General features: G+C 34.2%; 20 protein-coding genes. 2 read left to right on the plus strand and 18 right to left on the minus strand.

Annotated features, from left to right (window positions below; all coding sequences use genetic code 11):
- Nucleotides 1-3: 3 nt before the first annotated feature.
- The 16 genes from ACFPH8_RS03505 to flxA form a co-directional block, all read right to left on the minus strand.
- A complete protein-coding gene (locus ACFPH8_RS03505) occupies nucleotides 4-1,155 on the minus strand; it encodes a beta-ketoacyl-[acyl-carrier-protein] synthase family protein (protein ID WP_248397215.1) in 1,152 nt (383 codons plus the stop codon).
- On the minus strand, nucleotides 1,148-1,600 hold the full coding sequence (locus tag ACFPH8_RS03510; RefSeq protein ID WP_066247477.1) for an acyl-CoA thioesterase: 453 nt from the start codon (nucleotides 1,598-1,600) through the stop codon (nucleotides 1,148-1,150). Before ACFPH8_RS03510 ends, ACFPH8_RS03505 begins: the two co-directional genes overlap by 8 nt.
- Nucleotides 1,578-2,846 (minus strand): ABC transporter permease, encoded by a 1,269-nt coding sequence (locus ACFPH8_RS03515; RefSeq protein ID WP_376858502.1) that lies wholly within the window; start codon nucleotides 2,844-2,846, stop codon nucleotides 1,578-1,580. The genes ACFPH8_RS03510 and ACFPH8_RS03515 overlap by 23 nt, the downstream gene beginning before the upstream one ends.
- The gene (locus ACFPH8_RS03520; RefSeq protein WP_376858504.1) at nucleotides 2,839-3,582 is read right to left on the minus strand and encodes an ABC transporter ATP-binding protein; all 744 of its coding nucleotides are present in this window, start codon (nucleotides 3,580-3,582) and stop codon (nucleotides 2,839-2,841) included. Before ACFPH8_RS03520 ends, ACFPH8_RS03515 begins: the two co-directional genes overlap by 8 nt.
- Entirely contained in the window at nucleotides 3,583-4,581 is a 999-nt protein-coding gene (gene darH, locus ACFPH8_RS03525) for a BtrH-related acyltransferase DarH (RefSeq protein ID WP_376858506.1), read from the minus strand. It abuts the gene before it with no gap.
- Nucleotides 4,571-4,981 (minus strand): flexirubin biosynthesis protein DarG, encoded by a 411-nt coding sequence (DarG, locus tag ACFPH8_RS03530; RefSeq protein ID WP_376858508.1) that lies wholly within the window; start codon nucleotides 4,979-4,981, stop codon nucleotides 4,571-4,573. The genes darH and DarG overlap by 11 nt, the downstream gene beginning before the upstream one ends.
- Nucleotides 4,982-4,988: 7 nt before the next feature.
- Nucleotides 4,989-5,441 (minus strand): hotdog family protein, encoded by a 453-nt coding sequence (locus tag ACFPH8_RS03535; protein WP_376858510.1) that lies wholly within the window; start codon nucleotides 5,439-5,441, stop codon nucleotides 4,989-4,991.
- Nucleotides 5,441-5,872 carry a hotdog family protein gene (locus ACFPH8_RS03540; RefSeq protein ID WP_248397229.1) on the minus strand — a complete coding sequence of 144 codons (432 nt, stop codon included), beginning with the start codon at nucleotides 5,870-5,872 and terminating at the stop codon, nucleotides 5,441-5,443. Before ACFPH8_RS03540 ends, ACFPH8_RS03535 begins: the two co-directional genes overlap by 1 nt.
- 3 nt (nucleotides 5,873-5,875) lie before the next feature.
- The gene (gene darB / locus ACFPH8_RS03545; protein WP_248397231.1) at nucleotides 5,876-7,009 is read right to left on the minus strand and encodes a dialkylresorcinol biosynthesis protein DarB; all 1,134 of its coding nucleotides are present in this window, start codon (nucleotides 7,007-7,009) and stop codon (nucleotides 5,876-5,878) included.
- A 1-nt stretch (nucleotide 7,010) separates the two neighbouring features.
- The gene (locus ACFPH8_RS03550; protein WP_376858513.1) at nucleotides 7,011-7,943 is read right to left on the minus strand and encodes a dialkylrecorsinol condensing enzyme DarA; all 933 of its coding nucleotides are present in this window, start codon (nucleotides 7,941-7,943) and stop codon (nucleotides 7,011-7,013) included.
- A 1-nt stretch (nucleotide 7,944) separates the two neighbouring features.
- Nucleotides 7,945-8,829: an LpxL/LpxP family acyltransferase gene (locus tag ACFPH8_RS03555; protein WP_248397234.1), complete on the minus strand. Its 885-nt coding sequence runs from the start codon at nucleotides 8,827-8,829 to the stop codon at nucleotides 7,945-7,947.
- Nucleotides 8,830-8,845: 16 nt separating this feature from the next.
- The gene (locus tag ACFPH8_RS03560; RefSeq protein ID WP_066247504.1) at nucleotides 8,846-9,088 is read right to left on the minus strand and encodes an acyl carrier protein; all 243 of its coding nucleotides are present in this window, start codon (nucleotides 9,086-9,088) and stop codon (nucleotides 8,846-8,848) included.
- 10 nt (nucleotides 9,089-9,098) lie between these two features.
- Complete coding sequence (locus tag ACFPH8_RS03565) at nucleotides 9,099-10,310, minus strand: beta-ketoacyl-[acyl-carrier-protein] synthase family protein (protein ID WP_248397236.1); 1,212 nt, start codon at nucleotides 10,308-10,310, stop codon at nucleotides 9,099-9,101.
- A gap of 12 nt (nucleotides 10,311-10,322) precedes the next feature.
- On the minus strand, nucleotides 10,323-11,054 hold the full coding sequence (gene flxB / locus ACFPH8_RS03570) for a flexirubin biosynthesis SDR family reductase FlxB (protein ID WP_376858516.1): 732 nt from the start codon (nucleotides 11,052-11,054) through the stop codon (nucleotides 10,323-10,325).
- Between the two features lie 42 nt (nucleotides 11,055-11,096).
- Nucleotides 11,097-12,224, minus strand: a complete 1,128-nt coding sequence (locus ACFPH8_RS03575) for a WG repeat-containing protein (RefSeq protein WP_376858518.1) — start codon at nucleotides 12,222-12,224, stop codon at nucleotides 11,097-11,099.
- A 102-nt stretch (nucleotides 12,225-12,326) separates the two neighbouring features.
- Nucleotides 12,327-13,853: a flexirubin biosynthesis tyrosine ammonia-lyase FlxA gene (gene flxA, locus ACFPH8_RS03580; RefSeq protein WP_376858520.1), complete on the minus strand. Its 1,527-nt coding sequence runs from the start codon at nucleotides 13,851-13,853 to the stop codon at nucleotides 12,327-12,329.
- A 102-nt stretch (nucleotides 13,854-13,955) separates the two neighbouring features.
- On the opposite strand from flxA, the gene ACFPH8_RS03585 reads away from it, so the two are divergent.
- Nucleotides 13,956-15,212, plus strand: a complete 1,257-nt coding sequence (locus ACFPH8_RS03585) for an NAD(P)/FAD-dependent oxidoreductase (RefSeq protein ID WP_376858522.1) — start codon at nucleotides 13,956-13,958, stop codon at nucleotides 15,210-15,212.
- A 50-nt stretch (nucleotides 15,213-15,262) separates the two neighbouring features.
- Here the strand turns inward: ACFPH8_RS03585 and ACFPH8_RS03590 are convergent, their stop codons facing one another.
- Entirely contained in the window at nucleotides 15,263-15,865 is a 603-nt protein-coding gene (locus ACFPH8_RS03590; RefSeq protein WP_376858524.1) for a hypothetical protein, read from the minus strand.
- 116 nt (nucleotides 15,866-15,981) lie between these two features.
- Complete coding sequence (locus ACFPH8_RS03595) at nucleotides 15,982-16,935, minus strand: NAD-dependent epimerase/dehydratase family protein (RefSeq protein ID WP_376858526.1); 954 nt, start codon at nucleotides 16,933-16,935, stop codon at nucleotides 15,982-15,984.
- Nucleotides 16,936-17,091: 156 nt separating this feature from the next.
- Between ACFPH8_RS03595 and ACFPH8_RS03600 the strand changes: the two genes are divergently transcribed.
- Nucleotides 17,092-17,604, plus strand: coding sequence for a hypothetical protein (locus ACFPH8_RS03600; RefSeq protein ID WP_248397251.1), 513 nt, complete (start codon nucleotides 17,092-17,094; stop codon nucleotides 17,602-17,604).
- The last annotated feature ends 94 nt before the right edge of the window (nucleotides 17,605-17,698 follow it).

Here is a 17,698-nt window from a genome sequence, read left to right on the forward strand (position 1 = left end):
AGTTTATTTGGTTATTTTTTTAAAAACAACAGCCGTATTACATCCACCAAAACCAGAAGCAGTTTTGAGAAATGTGTGTAATTTGCTGACTGTTTGAGTGCTTTTTATAATATTTAAGGGTTGTGATACGCCTAAAGAATCAAATCCTTTTGAGGCGTATAAAATATTGTTTTTAAGGCTGTGCATTCCAACAATAGTTTCCAAAAGACCTGAAGCGCCAAGGGTATGACCAAAATAGCCTTTTAAACTATTTACGGGAACCTGTTGTAAATTGGATCTGTTGAATGCTATTGCTTCCATTTCGTCATTAAACGGTGTGGCCGTGCCGTGAGCCGAAATAAAATCGATTTCAGATGGCTTTAATCCGGATTGTAATAAGGCCGATTCTATACTGCGATACAACCCTTCACCAGTTCGTGATGGTCCAGAAATATGATTGGCATCGTTACATGAACTTTCACCTAAAATTTCAACTGCTTCTTCTACTAAATTGGTATCATTTTTTGTTACTAAAACAGCTGCTGAAACTTCGCCAATGTTAATTCCTTTTCTATTGGCATCATAAGGTTTACAAGGTTCACTACTTAAGGCTTGAAAGGAATTGAAACCTGATAAAATAAATTGACTTACCATATCACCACTCACAATAAAAACGTGATCGTAGGTATTTTGTAAGATATAGCGTTTGGCAATTGCAACGGCTAAAATACCTGATACGCAAGCATTGGACACAACAATGGCATCATTTTTAAAGTGAAAAAAATCGCGAATAGTGTTCCCTAATGTATGTAAATATGCACGTTCTGGAGGAAACGGATTGTTTGAATCTAAAGCATCAATATTACCTTTTGTGGTAGAAATGATAAGGCCTACACGATCCGTTAACTCTATTTTAGAATCAGCAATAACCGCATGTAAGGCTGTAAGCATCATTTTTTCTAATCTGGTAAAGTCTGATTTTGGGCCTAGTTTTTGAAATTCAGTTTCCAAAACTTCAGAATCTATTAATGCGGAATAAAAAGGATTTGGTAAAATTGCAGCATCATGAATACGCTGTAAACCCGATGTTTCGTTGTGAATATTTTCCACAACGGTTTTGCTAGTAAACCCTAAAGCAGAAATAATAGTATTATATGAAACATACACTTTAGCCATCCAATAATCCAACTTGTTGTTTCCATGCTGTAAAAAACGGCGGAATGTTTAATGATAAGTCGCCTTCACCAATTTTATCTACAAAAACCTGTGTGGTTTCACCTGTACAAACTAATTGATTGTGCTGATTGTATATTTCATAACGGAACACCATTTTAGCGGCAGGACTGTCTATGTAAATTGTTTTAACCGTTGCTATATCGCCATAACGTAATGGTAATTTATGATCTGTACTAGATTTTACAATTGGTGTTGCAAAGCCATATTCTTTTTGGTCTAAATAGGATATGCCATGGGCACGCCCAAAAGCTTCACGGCCATCCTCAAAATATTGAATATAATTGCCATGCCATACTATCCCTAACGGATCGGTTTCAACAAAACGTACGCGAACCTCACTGGTATGAACAATTTCTTTTTGTTTAGACGGCATTCTTTTTTTCATTGTAAATAATTGCAATTATAGTTGTTGCTAAAAAAAACAAGAGCAACAGGCTTATTTCTGGTAAAATATCAAGAAAGGATCCATTTCGTAAAAATACGTCGTAAAAAGCATTTAAGCCCCAATTCATTGGTGAAATATGCGATAAAGTTTGCATAATTTTTGGCATAACAAAAACGGGTACCCAAACGCCTCCAAGAGCAGCCAATATTACCACGAAGGTTGCACCAAAAGGCGCTGATTGTTCTTGTGTTTTGGCAATAGTTCCTAATAGTAACCCTAATCCAATAGCTGCCAATCCTGCAAATGTGGCTACTACAAACAATAACGGGATTCTACCGGAAATATCCAATGTTGGTAAACCAATTGCTGGGAATAGGAAAATGCCAACTAAGAGCATCAAAATAAATTGAATAAGGCAAACTATTAAATATACTAGTGTTTTACCGCCTAAAACTGTCGCGTATGAAACTGGATTAGTCCGTAAACGTACAAACGTACCTTGACTCTTTTCCTTAACAATATTAATGGATAGTGGTACTATGATGAAAAATATGGCAAATAATGTCCAAGCAGGTACATTGTGCTGCACGGAGTTTGGTATCATTTCCTTATCATTATCCGTGGGCAATACTTCTTTAAACGTAATAAAGGTATCGGTTTCAAATATAACGTCGTTTGGATCGTCCGAAATTTGTTCTTGAAAGGCTTTATAAATGGATTGGGTTTCAATTTTTGAAATCATTTTGTCAATGCCATTTTTAACCGAACTTTTAAAAGTCAGTTGTGTAGCTGGATCAAAGTATAAGGTAACTTGTTTGCTTTCAATTTCAGGAACTTCCATGGTTTCGGAAGTTTCTTCTAAACCAAACTTAGCAATAATTCCATCGACATTTTGGCTTACCTTTTCGGATAGGCTTACGGACAAATCTTTAGGGATAACAATGGCTAATTGGTACTTTCCTTTGAAAACCAAATCGCGTGCTGTGTTTTCATCCGTTTCTGTAATGACCTGAAATGATCCAGATTCATTCAGACCTTTTAGTATAATTTCAGAAACATTCCCTTGGTCATTATCTACGACTAGAATGGGGATTTGTATGTCGGTAACCGATTTAAACGTACTGTCCTGGATAAGTGTTATGGTTATGATTAGTATCAAAGGCATAACGAAAAGTATGGCTATACCGCCAAAATCTCTGGTAAGTAATAAAAATTCCTTGTATGTGGAAGCCCAAAGTTTATGCATGATCTCGTAAGGCTTTTCCAGTTATATTTATAAAAACATCTTCTAGGTTATTGGCACCTAAATGTTGTGTAATGAGTTCTTGAGGTTTTCCTTTTACTACCAATTTACCGTGATCAATAATGGCTACACGTGTACAAAACGTTTCGGCTTCATTCAAGTGATGCGATGTGTAAATAATTGTCGTTCCGTTTTTATTAAGGTCCTGTAAAAAAGCGATAATTACGTTTTTTGATTGCACATCAACACCAACGGTTGGTTCATCTAAAAATAAGACTTTTGGATTGTGAAGCACACTACCAATTAAATTGATCCGTCGTTTCATGCCACCCGAAAAGGTGTCTATTTTTTTATGAGCAAATGCTAGTAAACCCAAATGCTCTAAAGCCGAATTAATTTTGGTATCTAGACTTTTTCCTTTTAAGCCGTACATACTTCCAAAGTATTTTAGATTTTCAAAAGCGGTTAAAGATGGATACAATGCATACTCTTGGGGCACTATGCCGATAATTTGCTTGAGCTGATTTTTATTTTTCTGATAGGTAAGTCCTGCAATTGAAAAACTACCAGATGTTGGTTTAATGAGCGAACACAAAATAGAGATTAAAGTGGTTTTTCCGGCACCATTTGGTCCTAACAAACCAAAAATTTCTTTTTCAGCAATGGTCAAGTCGAAATTAGACACCGAATAATTATCGGCGCCTTTATACTTTTTGGAAATTTGCTGAATATCTATCACTTATTTAATGGCTTTTTTTAATTTTTTAAAGAATGCTTCTTCTTTATCTGCAATGGTTTCCAGTTGAGAAGCGACATTGTTGTAAGCATCCTCTTTAGCACTTCTGTTTTTGTAAATACGGGAAGCATCTAAAGCAAAATCCCGCCATAAATCACCAATAACGGTCATTTCTTTTGATAAATCGGCTAATTTAGGATTGTTTAAAATACCACTTGCTTCTTGTAAAAACGCGGCAAAAATATAACGAAATCCGCCACCACCTGTTCCAATTTCTTCTTGCATACGGACCACTTGCCCTAAATAATGGTTGGCAACTTTAACACCTTTCTTTTTAGGCCATTTACGGATTAATTTGGCTACATGGCGAATGCCTTTTACTCCTAAAACTGGCATAGGCGCCAACATATCACGACAGGTATGTTTAATTCCTTTTATAATGGCTTTTTCAATGTCTAATTTTTCAGGAAAGGCAATTGGATAGTACATATGTCCTTTTGGCGCAAAAGGACCTTTAGCGAAACGCACTTTTTCAAGTTCCTTTTCTGTTAGGGTTGTTACGGTTTCCATAACCGGGTCACTAATCAGATATCTGTCCTGTTCTTTTCCGTAAACAATTAGGTTGTGAGCATTAAAATGAAAGCAGTATTCATCAGGAAAATAAACCAAATTATACACGCCAACTTGTAAACCAACAGGGTTTTTATTTTCTAAATTTTGATCTAATCGCGCTTTAGCATCTTGCGGATTCTTAAACTTTTCACGTTTAATTTCAATACCCACACGTTTAGCAAAACGCTTAAATATAAAACCAGGCATGGCTCTGTATGTTAAAGCTGGTGCATGATTCACTTTTAAGAACGGAATATAGCAATAGAGTAAACCTGAACCGATACCAAAGGCTAAAGGTTCACTAATTTGGAAGCCATGATGCTTCATTAAATTGGAAATCACACCGTTTTCACAATGAGCTGTTTGATGATGTGTAAAATTAATTTCCATGTTTGGTAATATCTTTTAATTGTTCCATAGAAACATCAAATGTATCGGCATACTTTTGAAGTGTTTTTTCAGAAAGTTTATTGAAAACGGTTGGTTTAAAATGACGTTTTATTCGCCAAGACCATATACCAACATAACTAGCTAAAATAGAAAGATCCATTTTATGAAACTCCATATAATATTCAATAGGACTCGTTTCTTTTTTTAACACACGATTTTTAGCATTTGCAATGCGTGCATTAATTTCTTCGATAGCTTGATTTAATGCAATAGTTTTTGGATCCCAACCGGAACTATTAACGGTTGTATAGTTGCCATCCTCATCAACGGCATAGCATAATTCTTTAAGCTTGGCGGATTCTAAATTACTAGAGTCTTGTGGAACCTCATCTTTTTTCATGCCGAAGTTATTTAAGTTCTTGAATAACTAAATTTAGTTCACAAGATAGTAATTCTATATGTTCTAATGTAATAATACAGTTTATGGTACAAATGCTATATTCATCGGTGTCAAAGCGAGATTTTAAGGTGGCACTTGTAACAATTTTACTACCTACTTTAGGGCAAGATTTTATGCTTACTTTTTTGATAGCGCTAATAAAACCTATGAGTTTAGTGCCTTTGCCTTCAATGTCGTCTTCATTAAAAAAGCTTTTCCCAACAATAGAAGAACAGGTTTGTGCGGCATTTTCTACTAGGCCAGCTTCATTAAAAACTCCGTTTTCATTAAAAATGCAATCTGGTTTTATCGTGAACGAAGTTGATACGTGCTCATCATCAATAGAAAGTACATGATCCACCATTAAAAAGGGTGGTCTATGTGGTAGAAATTTAGCGATATCTAGATGGCTAAGGCTCATTAGCTTGCAATAATGGTTTTCATTTCACTTTGGGCAATTATCTCGTGTGCTTCATTTAACACTTCGATTTCAACCATAGTGACGCCCATAAATTCATGAAGGATGGTAACTTTAGTTGTAATATTTTCATCTATTTTAGGAAGCTGTTGAATTTTAATAGATTTTATAGAGCCGATATAGCCAATTGGTGCCGCTTCACCTTTTAAAAAATAATCGTATCCAGTATGTAATGCAACAGATTGCGCCATGTTTTCAACCAAGCCAGGTGCCGATAAATATCCGTTTTCAGCAAAAATATTGTTTTCTAAAATTTTAAAATTAGACACTAAATTTTCGGGAGAAAAAGCAACTAAAGTATCCACCATTACAAACGGTGTCTTTTGCGGAATTAAATGCGTAATATTAGTAACTGGTAAAACGTGCGTGGCCATTATTTAGCATACGGTTAAAAGTGCATAAGCATAAGAGAAACGAGAACTTTCAGGAACAGAAAGCAATATTTTTTCGCCTTTTTTAAGCTTTCCTGATTGTGCTAATTCTTCTAACATTAGGAATATAGATGCGGAACCTACATTGCCAACTTTACTTAAATTCATAAACCAATTTTCCCAAGGGATTTCAACATCATTATCTACCATTTCTTGGTAGAGTTTATCCTTAAAATAATGAGATGAAATATGAGGTAAATAGTAATCTATTTCACTAGGTTTTAAATCGTGTTTGTTTATGGCGCGTTTTAGGCTGTCAACACCTTTTTTAAGGATGTTAGCACTTAATAATTTAACGTCCTGTTTAATGGCAAACAAGGATTTTTCACTCCAATCGCTTGTGCTGTATTCACTCCAAGGCTTTAAAAAACCGTTCTCTAGTTTATCACCTCCAGCATACATACAAGCTTCTAATTCATGTGCGTAAGAATAACCTTCCATCCATTCAATACGTAAAGGGGTGTCGCCATTTGGTTGGTTTTCTAATAAAAAGGCACCTGCACCATCAGAAAGCATCCAACGTAAAAAATCTTTATTAAAAGCTAGAATTGGATTGTCCTCTAAGGCTTGCAAATGTTTAATTTCATTCTCAAAAATATGTCCTTTCATCCATGAGGAAATACGTTCTGAACCAGATGCAATTGCATTTTTTGACTGGCCAGATTTTACGGATAGATAACCAAATTTTAAAGCATTCATTCCAGAGCAACAAGCGCCTGAAGGTGAATTAATTTCAACATTATCACACTTTAAAAATCCATGAACCATGGCAGCGTGAGACGGTAATATTTGGTCTGGGCTTGATGTGCCACAGGATAATAGCTCGATATCTGAAAATTTAAAATTTTCATCAAAAAGTTTAATAATGGCTTCTTTGGCCAGTTGCGCATTGTTATGTGTTACATTGCCGTTATCATCTAATGCATAATAACGTGTTTTAATTTGATTGTTGCGTAAAACAATCCGACGTCCTTTGGACGCTTTTCCGTTGATAATTCCTAATTTATCTTCCATCTCATCATTACTAATGGGACGATTTGGTAAAAATTTTGATATTTTAGTAATGTATACTTCCTTCATTTTAAACTTCCTTCTCTTTTAATGCAACAGATGCGTAATATACTTTATCTTTTTTTATTTGGCTATAAAAAGGTAAATAAGTCAACAAAAATAAGATAAAAACTAGTGGTGAAATTAACCAAATGGCAATTAATAAGTAATAATTAAACATTTTAACAAAAAACCGTCTTTTAGATGTGTTTTTGTCACTTTTTGTGGTGATAAGGTGTGCCCATTTTGAGAATATAGCATTGGCACGTTTATCAACAGTTATTAGAAAGGGTTTAATTTTTACCGCTCCAATATGTAATAAGTTGTTTTGAAGCTTTTTATAATCATTTTGGGCAAGATGTTTTGCGATGATGTTACCAAATTTTGATACTTCATCAATATCTTTTTGAGACACGCCAGGTTTGGGAAAGATACCTAAAAAGCGTTTCTTGACGCCCGTAAACATCCATTGAACAATGGTAATAACACTTATATGATTAATATGCCTATCTACTAAAACAATGTTTCCAACTAAATTGGCATGAAGCTCGTGAAGCTTATGCTTTATTTTTTCTTGAGCCATAATCCACATATTTCTACAGCCAATAATGGTAATTACAGGTGTGTTATTAAAAAGTTTTTTAGCTTCTGGAGTAGCCAAAAACGACGTGGTTGGTAAAGATGGTGTTAAATACCAGACTGAATATCCAAATAAAATTAAATCATAATTTTTATTTAAAATAGCATCTGGAATGGGTTTTATAGATCTTGGTTCTTGGCGAAAGGTTTCCGGGAATACGCCAAAAAACTGTTCTTTATTCCAAGGAAATGGAAAGGCTTCTTCCATTTCAATATTTAAATAGGTGAAAGCCGTTTCGTTGTTTTGCATGGGCTCAACAATATTGTTCAAAATCTCGGTTAGTTGGCCTGATTGCGAATAATAGATGACTAAAACCTGTTTCATGTTATGCGTTTTTTGAATCCCAGAAATCAAAATAATTAAACCACTGTAACGGATACTTTTGTAACATCCATGAAACACTTTCCGTAAATTCTTTTAAAAGTCCTTGTGCATCACGGTGTTTAGCTTGAGAGCGTCTTGCATATAAGTGATAATGCTTATTTGTTTCTTTCATAACATAAACAAATAACACCGGTACATTTAACCGGGAAGCTAGCATAAAAGGGCCTGCTGGAAATTTAGCAGGTTCACCTAATAAGGTTTCTGTTAAATGCTTGGTTCCTTCTGTGTAGCGATCGCCAGTGATACATACTATTTCATTTCTTGCTAATGCGGCATTGACTTCAAAAATATGTGATAAATCGTTTTTTATAATAATCAGATTGATGCTTGATTTTTCACGAACACTATCTAAATAATTTTTTATGGCTGTATGCTCTACATCGGTTGTTAATAAACTAATGGAGGCATTGTCTTCTAGTTGATTAAAAAAGTATTCAGATATTTCAAAATTACCAACATGAGCACTAATTAAAATGCCACCTTTTTTTTCTTTAAGGGTTTCAGTTATGGTTTCTGCGCCATCAAACTCATAGGTAAACTTATCACTCAAATTAGATGAAATAGCAATTTTGTCCAGAATCGTTTGTCCAAAGACATAGTAACTTTTAAAGATGCTTCTATAGCTTTTAAAGGACGAATATTTTAAACGATTTTTAAAATAGTAATAAATAGCTTTGGTGCTATCTTTAGAAAAAAAACAAAAATAGGCAGCTACAAAATAAAGCACAAGATAGGCAGTTCCCATGCCTAAATGCTTCATAATAAACACGTATATTTTATATCCAAGAACGGTTCCTCTTGATTTTCCCTGCCATTCTGTAGCCATAAAAATGTAATATGGTTTAGCTTAACTTTCGTTCGATAAGATTATAAAAATCTTGAAGTGTTGTAACGTTTACAAAGTCTTCACCAATTAATTTTACACCAAAATTAGATTCGACAGCAACTACTAAATCTACAAAATCTAGGCTGTCAAGTTCTAGGGTGTTCTTAAGGTTTGCTTCTGGAGAAATATCATCGCTTTCTACTTCAAACTCATCAATAAGAAAGTCGTTTATTTTTTCAATAATAACTTCTTTAGTCATTTCCACAAAATTATTTTTTTATAATTAAAGCTGAATTTGTTCCGCCAAATCCAAATGAATTAGACAAAAATACATCAAATTTTTTGTTTAACGTTTTGTTAACTAAATTTAATTTACTTGCAGCTTCATCCGGTTCTTCCAAATTTATATTGGGTGCAATAAAATCATTTTGCATCATTAAAATAGAATATAAAACTTCACTTGCACCAGCCATCCAGCATTCATGTCCTGTCATGGATTTAGTTGAACTAACATAGGGTCCGTTTTCACCAAAAACTTCAAGGATAGCTAACGCTTCATTAGCATCGCCAACAGGTGTTGAGGTTGCATGAGCATTAACATATTCAATGTCTGATGCTTTAATTTCTGCTTGTTTAATGGCCATTTTCATAGCACGTGCAGGACCATCTACGTTTGGTGTTGAAATATGATCGCCATTGGAGGAAAACCCATAGCCAATAATTTCGCCATATATAGTAGCTCCGCGTTTTACAGCAGATTCATAGGTTTCTAAAATAAGTGTTGCTGCCCCACCACTTGGAACTAATCCATCCCGATTTTTATCAAAGGGGCAGGATGCTTTTTTGGGATCACTATTTACAGAAAAAACACCTAATCCATCAAAACTTCCCATGGCAATGGCATTTATTTCTTGAGCGCCTCCGCAAATAACATAGTCTTGAAGTCCACTTTTTATTAGCTGATATGCCATTCCAATGGAATGAGATCCGCTAGCACAAGCGGCACTGATGGTAAAATTTATACCTCGTAATTTAAAAATGGTGGATAAATTCATGGTTACAGACGAGTTCATGCTTTGAAAAATAGCACCAGAACCAACTAAAGTCGTGTCTTTTTTTTCGCGTATTTTATCAACGGCCTCTACAGTGGATTTTGCTGTGCTATCGTTTCCATATAAAATTCCAACCTCGTTTTTGTCTAAAAAATCTTGTGTTATTTTCGCATTTTCAAGCGCTTCCAGAGTTGCTATGTAGGCATATTCGCCTTCTTCGCCTAAACTAATTCGCTGTCTGCGCGATAATAAATTTTTTAAATTTGGTTGTTTTACCATTCCAGTTAATGGAGAACGGTAGCCAAATTCTAGACGTTCATTGTCAGCTATAATTCCAGATTCACCCTTATACAATGATTTTTTTACAGCTTCTAAATTTTCGCCTATGCAGGAATAAATACCCATTCCAGAAATTACAACTCTTCTCATTTTATAAAACGTTTAAGAGTAAATCCCTCCATTAATATTAATAACTTCACCGGTTATATACGATGCGCGTTTTGATGCTAAAAAGGATACGGCGTAAGCTACTTCTTCCGGTTCGCCAAAACGATTTACAGGAATCATGCCCTTTAATTCTTTTTCATCTAAATTGGCTGTCATATCCGATTTTATAAAACCAGGTGCTACTGCATTTACAGTAATATTTCGTTTAGCAACTTCTTGAGCCAATGCTTTGGTAGCAGCTACTAAGGCGCCTTTTGCTGCCGAATAATTGGTTTGCCCAGCTGTACCTTTAACGCCGGAAACTGATGCGACATTGATTATCCGACCATAGCGATTACGCAACAGTTTTTGAATTAAATGGTTGGTTACATTATAAAATCCGTTTAAGGACGTATTTATCACATCTTGCCAATCTTCGGGAGGCATCCACATAAATAAACCATCTTTTGTAATTCCGGCATTGTTAACAATAACTTCAATTATGGCGTCTTTATTTTGTTCTTGCCATGCATCTAAAGCAGACTTTACTTGATTGGCATCTGTAACATTAAATTGGATTATTTCAGCTGTTTTACCTAGAGACTCAATGTCTGCTTTGGTTTCCAATGCAGCTGTTTTGTTGCTGTTATAATTTATTAAAATATGGTAATCCGAATCTTCTGCAAGTTGTTTGCAAATTGCTTTTCCAATTCCTCGAGAACCGCCAGTAATTAAAGCACATTTCATGTATTTGTATTTTTCAGGCTATTGTTAGTTTGTGTTTTCAAACTAGTAAAATAATTCTAAATTTTCGAACCATAAGTTATTTAACGGCTCGCCTTTTGTTGTTAGGTATGTCCAAGATTTTTTCTTTTTAACACGAGCAAGACCATCAATAAAGCCTTTTGGGTTGTTTTTTGAAAAAATTGAAAACCCACCAGCTGTAATTTCATAGTCTTCAGGAATTACTAAATCCCCTTTTTTATTGATAAAACCCCATTCTTTACCTGTTGTTACAGGCGCTAAACCACTTGCGCTAAAAATTTCAGCATCTTTATATTGAAACGGAATGATAATCTCGCCAGAGGTGTTAATATACCCCCATTTTTTACCTTCGTTAACGGGGGCTAGTCCATTTGAGAACGCACGCGCTTTATCAAATTTTGGCTCTATAATCCATTCTCCTTTTGTGTTAATGAAACCTATTTTGCCATCCTTTTTTGCATAGGTGTTTTCTTTATTATTTGAAAAATCCCAAATTTTTTCAGCTCCAGACACTTCTTTAAACTCACCATTGATAATCAGTCCGTAGCGTTCGCCAATATTAGCTACAATTTGACCGTTGTATGCGTTGCTAATACCATCATATTCTGTTTTAACCACATATTTTCCAGTAGCATCAATTAGCCCCCATTTATCATTTTCTAATACTTTGGCGGAACCATTTTCAAAATTAAAAGCTTTGGTGAATTTTGGTTCTACGACTATTTCTCCTTTGGTATTTATAAATCCAACACCAGATTCTTTTCTGAAAATAGCATACCCATTTTCGAAATCATAAACCTTATCAGTAGAAACGTCTTGTAAAACTTGTTCGCCTTTTTTGTTGATGTACATCCAGTTTTTATCTTTTAAAACAACGGCTATTCCAGAGTTGAACGCTTTAGTTTTGTCAAATTGTGGTTGGATAACCCATTCCCCTTTTCGATTAATAAAACCCCAAGTTTTTTTATCTAAAGAGGCTTCGGCTAAATCATCAGAAAAGTTTTTTGCTACTTTAAATTGGGGCTTAATTTGCCAAGTTCCAGTTTTTGTAATATAACCAAAGTCGCCTTTTTCATTAGCTAATGCTAATTGTTGAGCATGACTAAAAATACCTAAAAAAAGTAGGCCGATAACGAGTGCTGTTGTTTTCATGTCTTTGTTTTTAATGATTTTTAAATGTCACATGTTATTTGCTGTTAGTCTTTTTTTGAGACAATGCGGCTTTTAACATGCTCGTTTTATAATAAAATTGCTTTATGTTTTATTATTAGTGATAAAATCTTTGACAAGGTTAACATACGGATACATAATAACGTCTTCTTTAAAAACAGGGACTAGCTCACGAATGGCTTCATACATCTTTCTGGTTTTTGAGGAAATACTATCTTGAACCTCAAGAAACTCTATGGCTTGAACAATGGTTATCAGCTCAATAGCAATTACTTCGTAGGCGTTTTCAATAACTTTTTTAGTAATTAAAGCTGAATTGGTTCCCATACTAACAATGTCCTGATTGTCATTATTATTTGGAATACTATGAACATACATGGGGTTTGATAGCATTTGGTTTTCGGCAGTCGTAGATGTAGCCGTAAACTGAACCCCTTGCATTCCAAAATTTAAACCAAGCTTACCTAAATTTACAAAAGGCGGAAGCATATCATTTAGTCTTGCATTTAAAAGGTAATTTAATTGACGTTCAGATAACATGCTCATTTTAGCTACCACAATTTTAAGCTTATCCATTTCTAAGGATACATAATCGCCATGAAAATTTCCGCCGTGATATACATGTTTCTTTTCAACATCTACAATGGGATTATCGTTTGCTGAATTTACTTCTTCTATTAAAATATTTTCAACTGAATTAAGTGTGTCTAAAACTGGACCTAGAATTTGTGGTACACAACGTAGCGAATAATATTCTTGCACTTTTTCCTTAAACACAGAAATATCGGCATTTTTACTGTATAAATGATGCTCTCTTTTTCGTGTTAGTTTGCTGTCCTGTAAATGCTCTCGCATACTTTCAGCAATTTGCCGTTGTCCAACATGTCGTTTAGATTGGTTTAACTCAAATGATAAATGATCGTCATAAGCTTTTACTATTTCATTAATGGCAGCCGAACTACTAGTCATCCACCCTAATAATTGACGCGAATAAAGCGTGTTTACAATACCAATACCTGTCATAACAGAGGTTCCGTTCATTAAGGCTAAGCCTTCACGCAACTCGACAGAAATAGGTTTTAAATTTTCACTTTTAAAAACATCTTTTGTGTCTTTGCGTTCGCCTTTATAAAACACTTCACCTTCTCCAATTAAAACCAGTGCTAAATGTGCTAATTGTACTAAATCTCCACTAGCACCAACACCACCATGTTCATAAATTAATGGTGTAATATTACGGTTTATTAATTCTGCCATGAGTTTTATAACCGAAACATGAACTCCAGAATGTCCTAATGATAAGGTGTTTAAACGGGCAAGCATAGCTGCTTTTACGTACATAGGAGCAATAGGCTGTCCAGTTCCTGACGCATGACTGCGAATTAAATTATATTGTAATTGAATACGCTCTGAATCTTCAATTTTATATTGTGCCATAGGTCCAAAACCTGTATTGACACCATATATGACTTTGTTTTCGGAAAACTCTTTTAAAAAATTGAAGCTATTTTCTACTGTTTCCAGAACTGCTTTGTCTATTTGAATAGGTTCATTTTTAAAAATTACTTTATAAAAATCCTCTATTCCTAATTTTCCTTTAAATTCAAGCATCTATGATATAATGTTTTTTTTCGATAAATTTGTATAAATAATTACTACTAAAGTAGTTATTTTGGATTGCAAATTTATAATAATTAATGAATTAATACTACTATGGGAACAAGTGATATGAAAGTAGATGTTTTAGTTATTGGTGCAGGACCTTCCGGTTGTGTGGCTTCAGCTTATTTACATCAGCAAGGATTGAATGTGAAAGTAGTAGAAAAAACAACATTTCCAAGGTTTGTTATAGGGGAAAGTTTACTGCCAAGATGTATGGAGCATTTTGAAGAAGTAGGCTTGCTAGAAGCTTTAAAAGCAGCGAATTTTGAAATAAAACGCGGTGCTCGATTTTTACGAGATGACATTGTTTGTAATTTTGATTTTAGTGATAAACACTCTGAAGGATGGGATTGGACTTGGCAAGTGCCACGAGCGGAATTTGATACTATTTTAGCTAAAGAAGTTGAAAAAATGGGTGTTACTATTTCATTTGAACATGAAGTTGTAGCAGTTGACATTGCGGATAACGGCACATCTACCACAACTATTCATGATGCCGATGGAAATCCATATCAAGTAGAGGCTAAATTTATTGTAGATTCTAGTGGATACGGTCGGGTTTTACCACGATTGTTAGATTTAGATAAACCATCCAGCATTCCAGAGCATTCTTCAATTTTCGGTCATGTTAAGGATGTAAATAGACCAGAAGGCGAAGAAGGGACTTTAATTACTTTTGATGTTCTAGATAAAGACACCTGGTTTTGGGTGATTCCGTTTTCCAATGGGGATACAAGTTTAGGCTTTGTTGGAAAAAATGAATTTATAGATTCATTTGAAGGTGACACCTCCGAGCGTTTAAAAACCATGTTCAAACAATCTGATTACTATTATGAGCGTTTTAAAGATGCACCATTATTATTTGAGCCAAAAAGTATTAGAAACTACTCCAAAGCGGTTACAAAATTTTATGGTAATGGATTTGTGTTAACTGGAAATAGTGCGGAATTTTTAGACCCTGTGTTTTCATCTGGTGTTACGTTTGCTACAGAATCAGCTTTAAAATCTGCCAAATTAATTAGTAAGCAATTAAAAGGTGAACCAGTTGATTGGGAAGAAGACTATGCTAATTATATTAAATCTGGTGTGGATGTTTTTGCCACTTATGTGAAAGAATGGTATACGGGAAATTTACAAACCCTATTTTTCCACAGACCTGAAAATCCTGAAGTAAAACGACAAATTTGTGCTGTTTTAGCAGGCTATGTTTGGGATAAAACAAATCCGTTTGTTACTAAACATAACCGAATAGTAAAAACATTAGCGCATTTAATTAATATGGAAAATGAAAAAAGCGCTTCTGTTTAGAAACGCTTTTTAAGGTGTTTTAGTGGTTAGGATAAATCCTAACCTTTTAATTATTTTGTGTTTTTGTACATGTGTTTTGTTAATGCTCTAGCAAATATAATATAGGCATCTGCAATACGTTGTCCCGAATTAAAATCGAAACCACCATTTCCTTGGCCTTGGATTTTCGTATAATCTGCAGAGAAAATAATATTTTCTGGACTGTCATTTTTATAAACACTTAAAGTAACTTCAATTTTAGAGTTGTGTCTAACTACGCCAACGTTGTAACCAGGATAAATCATGGTTGTGTGTATTTTCATGGTGTATTCAGCACTTTCTAAATCTTTGTCAACTTTTACTAAATTATCTTTGTAACGATCATTAAAAGTTTCAATAAACCGTGGCTCATAAAATTCTTCGCGATCTGAAAGCCAAGACTCTTTAAACTTTTCTCCTGAACCTGGCTCTTTTTCTTCTCTTTTGGCCATTTTGTCTTTTAGAAATTCTTCTTCCGAATCGAATTTTGGAATTTCTAAATTGGAATAATCAAAGACCACATTGTATTCTGTGATGCCTTTTAAATCGGACCAATCGCCTTTAGTGACTTTCGCTTTTTGTGAAAAAACTAAAGAGGATGAAACAAGAAATGCAATTAATAGTAATTTATTCATAATGATTAATTTATGTGTTAGTTATGCGGCTAAAATAGCAAAACTTCAACATAAAAAGTATACGATGAAATACGTATTTTTAGTAATGGGAATAAATAGGAGGTTACAATCTTGATTTAGGACTTAACTTTTTCTGATAAATTAGCAAGCATGTCTTTGGTAATATCATCTAAAGAAAACTGGTGTTCCCAGTTCCAATCCTTACGTGCATGGCTATCATCAATAGTGTTTGGCCATGAATCAGCAATTTCTTGACGAAAATCTGGATTATATTCTATGGTAAAACCACTCAATTCTTTTTTAATAGAATGCACCATGTCTTTAGGTGTGAAACTAATAGCAGCCAAGTTATATGATGAACGAATATGAATATAGCTAGCAGGTGCTTCCATAATTTGGATGGTTGCCTTAATAGCATCCTCCATATACATCATAGGAAGTTCTGTATTTTCGGAGAGGAAGCAATTGAAATGATTGTCCGCAAGGGCTTTGTGATAAATATCTACGGCATAATCTGTTGTTCCGCCTCCAGGTAGTGTTTTCCAGCTAATAATTCCCGGATAGCGAATACTTCTAACATCAACGCCATATTTATTAAAGTAATATTCGCACCAACGTTCTCCCACCTGTTTGGTAATGCCATATACCGTTGAAGGCTCCATAATGGTATACTGTGGTGTTTCTTTTTTAGGTGTAGTAGGTCCAAAAACAGCAATACTGGAGGGCCAGAATATTTTTTTTATTTGTCCGTTTTTAGCTAAATCTAACACGTTAAATAGTGTGCTCATGTTTAAATCCCATGCTTTCATCGGGAATTTTTCGCCAGTAGCACTTAACATGGCAGCCATAAGGTACACCGTGTTTATTTCATATTTTTCAATACAAACTTTGAGGCTCGTTGAATCTTGAGCGTCTAAAATTTCAAAAATACCAGAGTTAACAATATCTAAATTTCCATAGCTTATATCGCTAGCAATTACGTTATCATGCCCATGAATTTCTCGTAATTTGTAGGTTAGCTCTGAGCCTATTTGCCCACAAGCTCCAATAATTAAAATTTTAGATTTCATTAAGTAGTTTTTTAAAAAATCACTCAAAAATAACAAGAATTTACTGATGAAATGATTAATTTAACTTAAAATAATGTCTAGAAAATAAAGTATTATTATAATTGATAGCTAAAACCCACGAATACAATATATTTGTAATTCGAGTTAAAAAAAAATATGAGGAACATTGGTTTAATACTTGTTTTGTGCTTTTTTTCTTGTCAGAATACAGATTCTGAAACAAGTCAGCTGTCTAATGAAAAAGCTATCAGTGAGTTAGTAACAAAAGCGGATGTAGAAGCTTTAAAATACACGGATTATATTGCTGATCCTAAAGTGGAAAAAGCCATTAGCGCTTGGACGAAATATGATGAGTTAAGTAACGTTATCTTAGATGTGAAATCTGGAAATTTGTCATTTTTTAAAGCCAACCAACAAATTGTAGCAACTTTAAATAATGAGCTAAAGTCTACGATTCCAGATGCTATAGCGTCACCACTAATTCTCTCACGTGTGATAGCTGTGGAAACTAAAATGTTCAAATTGGAAGGTGTTATTAATTTATCGGCGCCAACTAAAGAAGCTATTTTAGAAACCGTAAAAGAATTATTAGTTGCTTTTTCAAATTTAAATCTTCAAATGAATAAGCAGATAGAAAAAGAATCGCAACGCATTCAGAAACCCTATTAGCTCTAGTCTTATTTTATTAATATTTTGTTAATATATGTTTGTTTACAAACAACAAAATCAAATAGTAGTAAATTGGTACATTAAAATAAACACA

The organism is Bizionia hallyeonensis, from assembly GCF_042657385.1.
Lineage (GTDB): Bacteria > Bacteroidota > Bacteroidia > Flavobacteriales > Flavobacteriaceae > Algorimicrobium > Algorimicrobium hallyeonense.